The organism is Marivita sp., from assembly GCF_048006345.1.
Taxonomy (GTDB): Bacteria; Pseudomonadota; Alphaproteobacteria; order Rhodobacterales; family Rhodobacteraceae; genus Marivita.
Genome location: NZ_CP180351.1, coordinates 211,716 through 225,109, shown reverse-complemented (window position 1 = coordinate 225,109; position 13,394 = coordinate 211,716). Strand labels below are relative to the sequence as shown.

At 59.5% G+C, this 13,394-nt stretch carries 13 protein-coding genes; 10 read left to right on the top strand and 3 right to left on the bottom strand.

Annotation, left to right across the window (positions count from 1 at the left end; genetic code table 11):
• Nucleotides 1–2 precede the first annotated feature (2 nt).
• Genes ACMVPR_RS01175 through ACMVPR_RS01165 form a run of 3 tightly spaced genes read right to left on the bottom strand, consistent with a single transcriptional unit; the run spans nucleotide 3 to nucleotide 2,767 of the window.
• The gene (locus tag ACMVPR_RS01175) at nucleotides 3–1,397 is read right to left on the bottom strand and encodes an NAD(P)/FAD-dependent oxidoreductase (RefSeq protein ID WP_416881359.1); all 1,395 of its coding nucleotides are present in this window, start codon (nucleotides 1,395–1,397) and stop codon (nucleotides 3–5) included.
• Nucleotides 1,384–1,692, bottom strand: coding sequence for a (2Fe-2S)-binding protein (locus tag ACMVPR_RS01170; RefSeq protein ID WP_416881358.1), 309 nt, complete (start codon nucleotides 1,690–1,692; stop codon nucleotides 1,384–1,386). The genes ACMVPR_RS01175 and ACMVPR_RS01170 overlap by 14 nt, the downstream gene beginning before the upstream one ends.
• Nucleotides 1,667–2,767, bottom strand: coding sequence for an NAD(P)/FAD-dependent oxidoreductase (locus ACMVPR_RS01165; RefSeq protein ID WP_416881357.1), 1,101 nt, complete (start codon nucleotides 2,765–2,767; stop codon nucleotides 1,667–1,669). Before ACMVPR_RS01165 ends, ACMVPR_RS01170 begins: the two co-directional genes overlap by 26 nt.
• A 349-nt stretch (nucleotides 2,768–3,116) precedes the next feature.
• On the opposite strand from ACMVPR_RS01165, the gene ACMVPR_RS01160 reads away from it, so the two are divergent.
• The 10 genes from ACMVPR_RS01160 to ACMVPR_RS01115 all read left to right on the top strand — a co-directional run bounded on the left by ACMVPR_RS01160 (nucleotide 3,117) and on the right by ACMVPR_RS01115 (nucleotide 13,288).
• Nucleotides 3,117–3,452: an STAS domain-containing protein gene (locus ACMVPR_RS01160; protein WP_416881356.1), complete on the top strand. Its 336-nt coding sequence runs from the start codon at nucleotides 3,117–3,119 to the stop codon at nucleotides 3,450–3,452.
• A 28-nt stretch (nucleotides 3,453–3,480) separates the two neighbouring features.
• Nucleotides 3,481–3,849, top strand: a complete 369-nt coding sequence (locus tag ACMVPR_RS01155) for a response regulator (protein WP_300582822.1) — start codon at nucleotides 3,481–3,483, stop codon at nucleotides 3,847–3,849.
• On the top strand, nucleotides 3,846–5,870 hold the full coding sequence (locus ACMVPR_RS01150; RefSeq protein ID WP_416881355.1) for a chemotaxis protein CheA: 2,025 nt from the start codon (nucleotides 3,846–3,848) through the stop codon (nucleotides 5,868–5,870). Before ACMVPR_RS01155 ends, ACMVPR_RS01150 begins: the two co-directional genes overlap by 4 nt.
• Nucleotides 5,867–6,349: a chemotaxis protein CheW gene (locus tag ACMVPR_RS01145; RefSeq protein ID WP_300582828.1), complete on the top strand. Its 483-nt coding sequence runs from the start codon at nucleotides 5,867–5,869 to the stop codon at nucleotides 6,347–6,349. The genes ACMVPR_RS01150 and ACMVPR_RS01145 overlap by 4 nt, the downstream gene beginning before the upstream one ends.
• Before the next feature lie 32 nt (nucleotides 6,350–6,381).
• Complete coding sequence (locus ACMVPR_RS01140) at nucleotides 6,382–8,031, top strand: methyl-accepting chemotaxis protein (RefSeq protein ID WP_416881354.1); 1,650 nt, start codon at nucleotides 6,382–6,384, stop codon at nucleotides 8,029–8,031.
• Nucleotides 8,031–8,492: a chemotaxis protein CheW gene (locus tag ACMVPR_RS01135; RefSeq protein ID WP_416881353.1), complete on the top strand. Its 462-nt coding sequence runs from the start codon at nucleotides 8,031–8,033 to the stop codon at nucleotides 8,490–8,492. Before ACMVPR_RS01140 ends, ACMVPR_RS01135 begins: the two co-directional genes overlap by 1 nt.
• The gene (locus tag ACMVPR_RS01130; RefSeq protein WP_416881352.1) at nucleotides 8,489–9,340 is read left to right on the top strand and encodes a CheR family methyltransferase; all 852 of its coding nucleotides are present in this window, start codon (nucleotides 8,489–8,491) and stop codon (nucleotides 9,338–9,340) included. Before ACMVPR_RS01135 ends, ACMVPR_RS01130 begins: the two co-directional genes overlap by 4 nt.
• A 3-nt stretch (nucleotides 9,341–9,343) precedes the next feature.
• On the top strand, nucleotides 9,344–10,441 hold the full coding sequence (locus ACMVPR_RS01125; protein ID WP_416881351.1) for a protein-glutamate methylesterase/protein-glutamine glutaminase: 1,098 nt from the start codon (nucleotides 9,344–9,346) through the stop codon (nucleotides 10,439–10,441).
• A 4-nt stretch (nucleotides 10,442–10,445) separates the two neighbouring features.
• The gene (locus ACMVPR_RS01120; protein WP_416881350.1) at nucleotides 10,446–12,173 is read left to right on the top strand and encodes a hypothetical protein; all 1,728 of its coding nucleotides are present in this window, start codon (nucleotides 10,446–10,448) and stop codon (nucleotides 12,171–12,173) included.
• Nucleotides 12,174–12,262: 89 nt separating this feature from the next.
• Nucleotides 12,263–13,288: an AraC family transcriptional regulator ligand-binding domain-containing protein gene (locus ACMVPR_RS01115; RefSeq protein ID WP_416881349.1), complete on the top strand. Its 1,026-nt coding sequence runs from the start codon at nucleotides 12,263–12,265 to the stop codon at nucleotides 13,286–13,288.
• Nucleotides 13,289–13,394: the final 106 nt, after the last annotated feature.

Sequence of the window (13,394 nt, the reverse complement as noted above, 5' to 3'; positions counted from 1 at the left end):
GGCTATTCTGCGGTTTCCGGGGCAGTGTCCTCCATGGCCGCCAATTCGCCCAGCGTCACAGGCTTGAGCGGAGGACGGATGCGGAAATAGCCTGTCTCGTCCGGGGTTTGGCCATGCGCCTCGGACAAAAGCGCGGTGACGGTCAACCCGCAATAGCGGCCTTGGCACGGCCCCATGCCCGCGCGTCCGAACGCCTTTGCCTGGTTTGGCCCTTGGCAACCCAGTTTCGCATAGCGTCGGATGTCCCCGGCGGTAACTTCTTCGCAACGACAGATGATCGTTTCATCGACCGGCGTCAGTGCAGCCCAATAAGGTGGATAGGCGGTGTCGAGGAAAGGGCGCACAGCCCGCTGAAACCTCCAAGCTGCCTGAAGCGACATTGCGCGTCTGTCTCTGTCGGCTTTTGCCAAACGCCCGGAGGCTTCCGCCAGACGAAGCGCGGTCAGTCGTCCTGCGATTTCCGCAGCTTTGGCGCCACCAATGCCCCCACCATCCCCAGCGATGAAGAGCCCCGGCACCGCCGTTTCGCCCCAAGCATCCAATTCAGGTGCAAAACATGCCTGTGCGGTTTTCCAGCGATGGGGCACTCCCAACGCGCGCGCCGCCTGCGTATTCGGCACGACGCCATGGTGCAGAAAGACAGTGTCGCACGCGATCCTGTGCCGCTTTCCGCCTTTGACAAAGGTGATCGCCTCGGCCCGGCCCTGCCCCTCAACAGCGATATCAGACGCACCGACATAACGCGGAACACGGGCGCGGATGATCTCGGCCAACATCCTGAGCCCCTTCGCCATATAGGGCCAACCGCGGATCGCACCGCCGAAATGGCGCAAGGCGCTCTTGAGATCGGCACGTGTCTGCGTCTCGATCAGCGCGACCGGAGGCGTGCCAGCCCGCACCATCTGCGTCGCGATCAGGTAAAGAAGCGGCCCAGAGCCGACCAGAACCGCATTCCGCGCAAGAACGCCCGATTGCTTGAGCAGGATCTGCCCCGCCCCAGCGGTCATCACACCGGGAAGCGTCCAGCCCGGTACGGGCATCGGGCGTTCCAATGCTCCGGTGGCCAGTACCACCCTATCAGCAGCAAGCTGCGCACCTTTTCCGGCCCGCGTGTACGAGACGTGAAACCCATCTTCGATGGCCCAGACCACCGCCCGCGATATATGGTCAATGCCATCATGGGACAGTTTGGCGGTCAGCCTTTTGCCTTCGGTATACTCCGCGCCCAAGACCGCAGCGCGTTCGGCGGACACGCGATCCACATCGCGGTAGATTTGCCCCCCGGCGCGTGGCTGTTCGTCAAGCAAAGCCACGCGAAGACCAAAACCTGCGGCGTCGGCAGCAGTGGCCATCCCTGCGGGACCCGCCCCGATAACGGCGAGATCATACCGTTTCATCGAGTACCTCCCCGCTGTGCGGTTTCCGCACGATCAACCCGTCAGACACATCGACCATACAGGCCTGTCGGACGACACCGTCGATCTCGACCAGACAGTCGAAACAGGCCCCCATCATGCAGAACGGCGCTCGGGGTGCCCCTGACACTGGAGTTTCCCGAAAGACTGAAACTCCAGCCGCTAGCAACGCTGCGGCAAGGTTCGCGCCATCGGGCAAACGCAGGGCCATGCCATCGAACACGACATCGACGCGCGATGCATCGTCCAGTTCAAGAAACGGCGAAGCGGGTTTCACTGAACACCTCCAGATCGGGCGCGGCGGCTGTGCCTTCAAGCCAGTCCGGCAAGAGCCGCGCATGGGCAGCGGAAAGCGTGATGCCGCTGTGGCATGTCACCAGATACGCGCCGGGCATGTCGGCGCTTTGTTGGTAAATCGGCAAGCCGTCGGGCGACAGCACGCGAAGCGCGCCCCAAGACCGCACAAGTTGCGCCTTTGCCAGTGCCGGATAGGCGGCGATGGCATCTGCTGCGAGGCCAGACATCCCACGCTGCGTGACGCGGTCATCCGCGCCGACCTCTTCGTTCGTGGCACCGATCTGGATGCCGCCTTCATCGACCTGCCGGGCAAAGATCGACGGGCGATTGATCAGCTTGGGCATCTTTTCCGTAATCAGAACTTGCCCCCGCTGCGGACGCACCGGTGCTATGAAGCCCAGTTTCGGGCCTAGCTGTGCCGCGCCAAGTCCCGCCGCGAGGACGACCTTGCCCGCACCGACCACCGCCCCATCCGCGCAGGTCACCCGGAATGCGTCTGGCTTGGACACATCTGTGACCATCTTCCCCGTCAGGACGCGCCCTCCCATGCGCCGGGCATCCGCCGCCAGCGCCATCAACAGCCGAAGCGGGTTTGCATGGCCGTCCTGATGGTGCAGGATTGCACCCACAACCTTGGGCCCGATATGCGGTTCTTCCTTACGCAGCGCATTGTGGCCCAGGACGTCGAACGGGTAGTCGCCGTCGAGTTGCTGTTTGAGCGACTCGTATTGCGCGACGGTCGCCTGCAGCGTCTCTTCCGAGAAATGCAGATCATAACCACCCTTCTGTTCCAGCGACACGGAAATTCCGGTGGTGTCACCAAGCTCGTTCGCGAACTCTGCCCAGATCGCTGCCGAGTGTTGTGACCATTGGGCGTAGCGGGGTTGCTTCAGGCCCTTCGATTGAACCCAGACCAGACCGAAATTGCCACGGCTTGCGCGGAACGACCCGTCCTCGCCATCGATGACCGTGACCGTCCGCCCGCGCCGGAGCAGACCCCAGGCAATTGAAAGGCCGACAACTCCGCCTCCGACGATCGCATAATCGGTTTCCATTTGTCCGCCTGCACGATGACCTTTGGGACCGGACGGCACCGCCATCTGCACCCCACTTCGTTCAGTTGCCCGCTGTGGCACGCTTGTCAAGAAAGGGTTACGCCAAGCCCGTCTGGATGACGCGGTTTGCAGTGTCCGCAGCCGGTTTCGACCCCTTCATGCCCGCTCATCCTGCAAGCGCAAAACAAGAGCGTCACCGACCGAAATAGCCGTAATGCGCGCGCGTTTCACAAGTATCTTTTGATAGGGCAAATATCTAAATTTCATAAACGTTTTCAAAGCACTAAGGAATAAAAGCCGCGCAGATTCAGCAGCGCACCCCGGCACCGCAAGAACAGCATCTAAAAGTATGGAGCGGCTGTTCGTTAGTCCTCTTCACATTGCTTACAACAAAGGGGGCCTGCTTATGGCGGCCGTTCCAACCTTCGATTTACCTGCCCGCGCAACGATCGCGGAATGCGGAAGCATTCTGACGACCTTGCGCCAGTTGGTCGAAGACAACCAAGACATCGTCGTCACCTGCAACAAGGTCGAGCAAACCGATCTTGCGTTGCTTCAAGTCCTGATCAGTGCCCGCAAGACGGCACAAAGAGACAATAAATCATTTTCCGTCGTCTCGGACGGAAACGGCACGTTTGATGCAGTGCTCGAGGAATACGGCATCTGTTTTTCGCAAAACGCCTAACCCTATTTGAGTAGAAGGAAGAAAGACCATGGCAAAGACCGTTCTCGTAGTGGACGACTCTCCCTCGGTACGGAAGATGGTGCAAATGACGCTGGCGGCGGCCGGCTATGACATCATCGAAGCCGTCGATGGACAGGACGCGTTTGAAAAGGCGACATCGTCGAAAGTTGACGCGGTTCTGACCGACCAGAACATGCCTCGACTCGACGGGCTCAGCTTCATCCGCAAGTTCAGGGAAACCCCGCAATCCGTTGGCATTCCCGTCGTTTTCCTGTCGACGGAAAGCGATGCCGCGCTGAAGGCTCAGGCAAAGGACGCTGGCGCAACAGGATGGATGGTCAAACCCTTTGACCAGAACCAGATCCTCGCAGTTGTTAAGAAGATCGTAGGCGCATGAGTGGATTTGACGACATGGGCGCCGAGATCTTCCGTCAGGAAGCCTCGGAACTGCTTCAGTCCATCGAAAAAGGTTTGATGGACCTCGAAGCGACGCCCGGTGATACGGAACTGATCAATTCGATTTTCCGCAGCATGCACACGATCAAGGGATCGGGTGCCATGTTCGGATTCACCGAACTGTCGCAATTTGTCCATGAATTCGAAACCGCCTTTGACGACCTGCGCAATGGTCGCGCTGTGGTTTCGAAAGAACTGATCGGTCTTTCGCTGCAAGCGTGCGATCAGATCGGCAAGCTGATGGATGCTGCCGAAAATACAGAATCCGACAATCAACGCATCCTTGCCAGCCTTCGGCAGTTGATGAACCCCGACGTGGATCACGCGGAACCAGATGTCCCGACCGAGGCAGTTGCTGACCCGGTTGAACAACCCGAACAAACCCTCTCAGGCGACGTCACCACGGTGATCAGATTCTGGTTGGGCGTCGATGCCCTGCGTCTTGGCAGCAACCCGGCTTTGCTCATCGAAGAGTTGCGCGCATTCGGCGATACAAAGGTGCGTGCGCTGGATGATCGCATTCCGACTTTGGGCGATCTGGACCCAACAGATTGCCTTGCCGGATGGGAAGTCGAAGTCGCCGCCAACCTGTCTGACGATGACATCGACATGGTGTTCCTGTTCGTACGCGACGAGATGGACCTCACCGTCGAACGGCGCGGTGCGAAACCCGCTGCGATTGACGTGGTCGCTCCTGTGCACGAGGCCAAAACACCCGTCGTCGAACAACCGGCAGCCAAGCCCGCGCCGGCAAAGCCACAAGCGGCCGCAGCTCCAAGCGCCGGTGAAACCATGCGGGTCGCCACAGAGCGCCTCGACGAACTGATGGACCGCGTCGGCGAGTTGGTGATTGCCGAAGCCCGTCTGAATGCTTTGACCGGGGCGTCCAGCGATCCGGCGATGATGTCGGTGGCCGAAGACATACAGCGGCTGATTGCTGGGCTGCGTGATGCCACGATGTCCATGCGCATGGTGCCAATCGGCAGCATCCTCGGACGGTTCCGGCGATTGATGCGCGATCTGTCGACATCTCTGAACAAGCCGTTGGAGTTTGTGACGGTCGGCGAAGACACCGAGCTGGACAAAACGGTTATCGAATTGCTCGCTGACCCGCTGGTCCACATCCTGCGCAATTCCGTCGATCATGGACTGGAAACGCCAGAAGAAAGACTCGCTTCAGGCAAACCCGAGTCTGGAACCATCGAATTGGGCGCTCGCTATTCGGGCGCCGAGGTCTTGATCACCGTCCGCGATGACGGGCGCGGGCTGAACGCGCAGAAAATCCGCGAAAAAGCGATCAGCAAAGGTCTGATGACCGAGAAAGACGATCTGAGCGACAGCGAGATCTACCGCATGATCTTTCAGCCTGGTTTCTCGACCGTTGACAAGGTCACCGAACTGTCTGGTCGCGGCGTCGGCATGGATGTGGTGATGCGCACGATCGCATCGCTCCGTGGGGAAATCGACCTCGCGTCCGAACTTGGCCAGGGTACGACACTGACCCTTCGCCTTCCCCTGACGCTTGCCATCATCGACGGTATGTTGATCGACGTGGGCGGTGAACGCTACACCATCCCCCTGGCCGCGGTTGAGGAATGTGTCGAGCTTCCTGCCGTCCATGCCGTTGGCAACGGTGGATCGTCGTACCTCAACATTCGCGGGGAATTGGTGCCTTTCCTCAGGCTACGGCACCTGTTCGAAATCGACAGTGCACCGCCGGACTTCCAGAAAGTCGTGGTCGTGTCCTCGGCTGGCGGACGGGTGGGTTTGGTCGTCGACCGCATCATCGGCAACTTCCAGACCGTGATCAAACAACTGTCTCAGTTCCACGCCGACCTGAAGTTCTTCTCGGGTGCAACCATCCTGAGCGACGGCACCGTGGCGCTGATCCTCGACGCGACCCAACTGGTCGCATTGGGTCGCGATGTCGAACTGCGCGCAAGACGAGAGGTCGCCGCATGAAACACGAAGCACATACTGACATTCTGACCTTCCGCCTCGGCTCTGAAAAGCTGGCGCTTCCGGCAGAATACCTGCGTGAAATTCTTGAAATGGTCCCGATCACCCGAGTTCCGCAATCCGGAACCTTCGCGACCGGACTGATCAATGTACGGGGCGTCGTGGTTCCATTGGCGGACCTGCGGGTCGCCCTGCGCATCCCGCGCAGCCCGGCAACCCAGGACACCCGTGTGCTTGTGCTCGATGTGCGGATCGCGGGCGAAAAATCAACAGTGGCCATCCTCGCGGATCAAGTCGAGGAGGTCACGACAATGAACACAGCCGAGATCGAGGATGTCCCCCCTGTGGGCTCTCCATGGCCGCCTGAATTCGTTCTGGGCATCGGCCAGCACAAGGGGGCTTTCGTGATGTTCCCCGACCTCGACACAATTTTCAAAACTTACAGTGCCGCGAACGCGGCGAAGGAAAAGGTAGCCGCGTGATGACACAGAAAACAAAAACACGGAGAGGGTTCATGAACAGCCTGTCCACCAAAATCATTGCACTTCAGACGATGACTTTCGTGGCAATGATCGTGGTCGGTGTAGCCGGGCTGTTCGGCATGGAACGCATCCTCGAGCGAATGGAAACGATTTTTGCCGATCGAATTGTTCCTGTGCAGCAGCTCAAGGAAATCAACGATCTTTACACAAGCGAACCGCGCATCATGGTAGACGCGGTTTGGGCCGGGGAAATCTCGTGGCCAGAGGCGAAAGCCGCTCTGGAGACCAAGCGCGCACGGATCGAAGAGCTGTGGGGCGCTTATCTGCTGACATACCTCACACCCGAAGAGGTAATCCTTAAAGACGCCGTGGCCGCGAGCAAGGTTGCAGCCGATGACGCCATGGAGAAACTTGCCAAGCTTGTTCAATCCGAGAACCGTGGAATTGTTCGCGACTTCATGCGGGACAGCTATTTCGTATCAATCGACCCGATCTACCGAGCCCTGAGCGCATTGACCGAGTATCAGCTCGGCGAAGCCGAACGTCAGACCATCGCGGGTCAGACAATTGCGCGCCAGACACAAATGGCAATCGGTGGCATCAGCTTGCTGGTGATCCTCGCTGCTCTTGGAATTGTGTGGGTGTTCACAAGCCGCATGAAACGCGACCTCAGTTCCGCCGTGCGTCTTGCCGAAAGCGTCGCGGATGGCGACCTGCGCCAGACCGTCGACTCCAAGAGCAACGACGAAATCGGGGAATTGCTTGGGGTTCTCAACACGATGGTGGTGCGTCTGCGTGACGTGGTCGCGAACGTGTCCACAGCCGCCCGTGACGTGGCACATGGTGCATCCGAGATGTCCTCGACATCTGACGCACTGAGCCAAGGGGCCACCGAACAGGCCAGCTCGACCGAAGAAGCCTCGGCTTCGATGGAACAGATGGCAGCCAACATCAAGCAAAGCGCAAAGAACGCGTCCGACACCGAAAAGATGGCCCTCAAGTCCGCATCCGATGCCCGCGAAAGCGGCGAAGCGGTGGCCCGTGCCGTGTCCGCGATGCAGACCATCGCCGAGAAAATTCTCGTGGTTCAGGAGATCGCGCGTCAGACAGACCTCCTTGCTCTGAACGCAGCGGTCGAAGCCGCCCGAGCGGGCGAACATGGTCGCGGCTTCGCCGTAGTGGCGTCCGAAGTGCGCAAGCTGGCGGAACGCAGCCAATCCGCTGCAGGCGAGATCTCAAACTTGTCGGGCAACACCGTACGTGCCGCCCAGGAAGCGGGCGCGATGCTCGAGGAACTGGTGCCCGACATCGAACGCACCTCGCAACTCGTCGCCGAGATTTCCCGCGCCAGCCAGGAACAGGATGCCGGTGCCACTCAGGTGAACATCGCGATCCAGCAGCTTGACAAGGTGACCCAGGAAAACACGTCAGCAGCCGATGAAATGTCGACAACTGCCGAAGCCCTTGCCAGCCAGGCCGAGCAGCTTCAGGCCGCGATCAAGTTCTTCCGTGTCGCGGACGAAGCGCAAGCGGACACGCCCGTGTTCATGCGCGCACCTGCCAAGCAGTCCATTCGTCTCGTGGCCAGCAAAGAAACGAAATCACAAGGTGGCTTCGACTTCGACCTGCGCGACAGCGAAGATGATCTGGACGGCAACTTCCGCGCGCGGAGTGCGGTGTAATGCCAAACGTCGGTGCGGTTCTGACACTTGCCTGTGACAACGAGTTGTTCGCGCTGCCGGTGGAGCGGGTTCAGGAAATCCTGGACCTGCGCCCCATCACCCGGTTGCCGAATGCCCCGTCACAATTGTTGGGAATGATTGATGTCAGGGGAAATGGCGTCCCGGTTGCAGATTTGCGTGCCCTTCTGGGCATGCCAGCAACGGCCGATACCGAGATGTCACGTATCGTCGTGCTTTGGGTTCAAGCCGAAGGCAAGCGCTCCATTGTCGCCTTCCGCGCGGACCGGGTGATTGAAGTCTCGGCCTTGGACGGCGACGTGGAGCCGTTGCCGAACGCAGGTCTTTTCAATTGGCGTGATCGCATGATCGCGGGCATTGGCCGCCGTAATGGCGACTTGGTGACCGTACTTGATATGGACCGGATGTTTGATGGTCTTGCACCGGAACTTAGCGCGGCATGACCCTCACCATGACTCAAACTCCTCTAGGCGAAGCAAACTTTGGCTTCGACGCATTTGTGCGAATGGTCCACGATACCATTGGCGTCTGCATTCCTCAGACCAAACGCCACATGATCGAGACGCGCCTTGGCAACCGCGTGCGCGCACTCGGATTGAAGAACACACAGGACTACTTCCGGCACCTTTTTACCGAGGGCGGGCTGGATTCCGAGATGCCGCACATCGCCGAGACCGTCACCACAAACAAGACGGACTTTTTTCGGGAAGTCGATCATTTCTACTATTTGCGCGATGTCGTTCTGGGGAACGAGGTGCGGCATGGCCGCAATGGTTTGTTCAAAGTATGGAGTGCCGCTGCGTCGAACGGGGCAGAAGCCTTCAGTATGGCAATGATCCTTGCCGAACACGCGCTGTCCTTTCCCGGCTTCAATTGGGCGGCTCTTGGCACCGACATCTCCAACCGCGTTCTCGAACACGCGCGTCGTGCCATCTATTCGCACAACGTGATCGAGCCGGTGCCCGCAGCCCTGCGCAACCGCTACCTGTACGAAGGCCAGAACGAATGGCAGGGGAAATGGCGCATTTCTCCCGGGCTGCGCAACCGCGTCCAATTCAAGAAGCTCAACCTCATCGAAGAAGACTACAACGTCGATACGGATATCGACATCATCTTCTTGCGCAATGTGCTGATCTACTTCGACCCAGACGATCAATTGACCGTCCTGCGCCGGGTTGGCCGACATCTTGCACCAGGTGGGCATCTGTTCGTCGGCAACTCAGAAAGCATGATCGTCCGCATGCCGAATTTCCGTCAGGTCGCCCCCGCGATCTATCGCAAGGAACCCTAACAAATGACCAATTCTATCAGCGTTCTCATCGTCGATGACAGCGTTGCCGTCAGAACCGCCTTTTCGGCCATCATCAACGCTGATCCGGGGCTGACGCTTTTCGGCACCGCGCAGGACCCCTTCGTTGCCGTGGATCGCATGCGCGACGACCTGCCGGACGTGATCCTGCTCGACATCGAGATGCCACGCATGGACGGCCTGACCTTTCTCAAAAAGATCATGGCCCAGTGTCCAGTACCGGTCGTCGTCTGTTCGAGCATTTCGCAAAAGGGGTCGGTCGCTGCGATCACCGCGCTTGACCTTGGCGCTGCCGAAGTTCTGGCCAAACCGGACCTGACAACCGCCGAAGCCCGTAATCGTGCGGCGCTTCGGATCGGTCAGGCGATCCGCAACGCCGTTGGCGAAACGGTCGGCACATCGGCGCGCGGCGTCAACACAGAGGAAGGGCGCAGCGATGCGCGCGTTTCTCCTGACAAGATCCTGCCGAGGCGACCGGCTGTTCGCAAGGCAGGGCCGACACCGATTGTCGCGATCGGGTCGTCCACGGGCGGTCCGGACGCGCTGCGACAGGTTCTGACAACTCTTCCGCGAAACGCACCCGGCATCGCCATCGTACAGCACATGCCGGCGGAATTCACCGGCCCGCTGGCCCGGCGTCTCAACGACCGCTGCGAAATCAACGTGGCAGAAGCCGCCAGCGGCGATCCGCTGCTGCCGGGATGTGCGCTCGTGGCACCCGGCGATCAACACATGCTGATCCACCGCGATGGACGCCACTATGTCGTCGAAATCGTGGGCGGACCCTATGTGTCTCGCCACCGTCCGTCAGTCGATATTCTGTTCCGGTCTGCCGCTCAGGCCGCTGGTGAAAACGCCTTGGGCATGATTCTCACCGGGATGGGCGATGATGGCGCGACATGTCTTGGCGAAATCCAGGAGTGCGGCGGCTACACAGTGGCGCAGAACGAGGCAAGTTGCGTGGTTTACGGCATGCCGCGCTCGGCCGCGGAGGCAGGCGTCGTTGATAAGGTTGGCCCCCTTTCGCAGATGTCTGGTGAAATCATGACATGGTACGGCGCGAAATCCCGTAAGGCTGGATGACAATATGAAAGACTTCTGGACAGACCTTCAGTCCCAACCTGCGTTCTCAATGCTGGGCGGTAAAGTTCCGGCCGACCGTGAACGCGCGGTACATGATCTGTGCCGCAAGACCGAAGAGGTGTTTCTGGCAGCGGGTGATCACCTCGTGGCCACGTCAGGGGCGTTGGGTCAAACCCGCAACGTGCTGGCCGTGTTTGACGAGATGAACACCAAGGGCACGCTGGCCGAATTGCGCCAGCATGGCCAATTCCATGACAGTGAGATGCGATCGCTGTCCGACGAAGTTCTCAAAGCGCTTGAAATTCTGTCTGCGCTGATGGATCGGGCCCGCGGTGTCGACGGGCAGGTGCGTGAACTGCGTGACATCCTCAAGATGATGAACATCGTTGTTCTGAACGCGCGGATCACAGTGGCCGCCATCACTGTCGGTCCCGAGGACAGCGGATCGAACCTGACCGGGTTCACCGAAGATGCGACGCGCCTTGTGGCCGAACTGGGCACAATTCTGTCCGGGTTGGACGAGGCGATGCAACGGATCAAGACAACCAGCGCCGATGCCCTGACCCGTGCCCGGTTTTTGGGCGACTTGCTCACCTCAAGCCTTGCAGGCCCCGTGGCCGCTCTGAATTCGCAATTGGCGAGTTTCGAAGAGCATATCAAAACCCTCGGCTCCGCGAGTGCCGAAGTTGCAGAGCGTTCTAAGTCACTGATGGCGGCATCGGCCACCGCCGTATCCGGCTTGCAGATCGGCGACAACACGCGCCAGCGACTCGAGCATGTGATGTTCATTCTGGAGCGGCTTCCCGGTGCCTCGGACGAAGCCGAGGCACTCGAAGTGCTGGCGGCGCATCAGATTCAGGACATTGCGAAACTGCATGTTGAAGCGGTGGAAGACATCCGTGACGGATCGCGGATCCTGCAGGACGGCATCCTGACTCTGCTCCGTGATCACCTGATGATTTTCGAGCAGCGCAACGGGTCTCGGAAGCTCAAGTCTGGGCTGGAAGAGATCGAGGACAGGATCGCCCAAACGGTCAAGACACAGGACCTTCTGATGCAGTTCGCCCAGACCCTGTCAAAGGAGTTCGAAGCCTTGACGCAGGTCATCGCCGCGGGAGAGTCCTTTGAAGCGCGTATGCGCATGATTGGCATCAACGCGGTGATTGCCTGCGCCCGTCTTGGACGACGCGGCCTCGCACTTCGGGAAATCGCCGGTCAGTTGCAACAGCTTGCCCGTGATGCCTCGGACCGCTTGCCCGTCGTGAAATCGGAGCTCACCGAGATGATGGACCTGGCCAGCGATACGATACGATTGCTTGAAACGGCAAGCGAACGCGCAAATGCGCTGCCGGAAGGCGCGGTTCGGCAATTGTCGGACGGCGTGAGGGAAATCGGTGGAGAGGCCGCTCGCAGCGCCGAAATCGTTGCAACGATCCGCGCGACACTCGACGAGTCTCGGGGATGGTTGGCACCCGTGACAGACCACGCACATCTGATCGAAAAAACCGCGCGGATGTTCAACACTCGGCACGAACAAGAGACATTCACCGGCAAGGTCGATGGCATCGCTGATGAGGTGTTCCAAATCTATACGATGGAACGGGAACGCGACATCCATCGCAAAGTGATCAAACCCGCAGAAAACGCGGTGGAACCCGAGGCTCCTGTCATGACGGAGGCCGAGGCTCCTGCGCCGTCAAGTGACGATCCGCTGGACGACATCTTCTTCTGAAGAAAGTCATGCCGTTTCGCGGCTTTGGGGGTTCCTTCTCTTTGCAGGGCTGACCTATGCTGCCACCGGATCAAAGGTGGTAGCGAACCATGTCTCAACCGATGATGGCCGCCGGATTTGTGGTGGCGTTGCTGGACTATGCCGTGTCACGGGGCGCAGATCGGACTGATCTGCTGAGGGCTGCGGGCCTTGACGAACACCTGCTGTCGGATCAGGACAACCGCATCCCCGTAGCCGCCTATCAAGCTTTGATCGCTGCTGCGATGCATGCGACGCGCGACACGGCACTGCTGCTACGGCACACGCTCGAGTCGCGGCTCGAAACGATGTCCGTGGTGGGGCAGATCGTTCACCATTCCGCGTCGCTGCCGCATTCAATCGAACAGTTGAACCGCTATCTGAGGCTGATGGCAGACAACGATGGGCCGGCTGGCCGTGACCGTTTCGAACTGCTGCAAGACGGCAAAGAGGTCTGGATCGTCGATCATGTCCCGGTACAGGGCCCCGACTATATCGGACTTGAAGCGTCGTTTGCGCGGTTCATCAGCGAATTCCGTCGATCCTTTCCCGGTCGGACTTTTGCGCTTGAGATGGAGGTGACCTACGCGCCACCACCCCATGTCGATGAATACCCGTCGCTGTTTCAAATCCCGGTCCGGTTCAACGCCCAGCGCAACGCCCTTCGGATCGATCCCGTATGGGTGTCCAAGGACACGGAGTTCGAGCCGGGCAACTCCTATGTCTTTGGTGTGTTCACGCGCCACGCGGATGCCCTTCTCGAACAGCTTGGAGCGCAGGACACGCTGCGCGCGCGGATCGAAGCGCATATCCTGCCCGATCTGCATCAGGGGTCACTGTCGATGGACAAGGTCGCCCGCGACCTCGGGATGAGCCGCCAGACGCTCTATCGGCGACTCAAGGAGGAAGGCATCACCTTTGCGGAAATCCACGACGATTTACGTCAACGCATGGCGCGGGATTATCTGACCGCCCGCAAGGTGTCGGTGAATGAAACCGCGTATCTGTTGGGGTTCTCCGAAGCCTCCTCGTTTGTCCGCGCGTTCAAACGCTGGACCGGGCAAAGCCCAACCGGCTTTCGAGATGCCGTCGTCTGAAACGGCCGACCATAGTGGCCCGAAGTGTCAATTGATTGATACCAGCGGTCATCCCCACATCTGACCCGATTTCATAAGTCCCCAGCATCATTTCGAATGCAAAAGG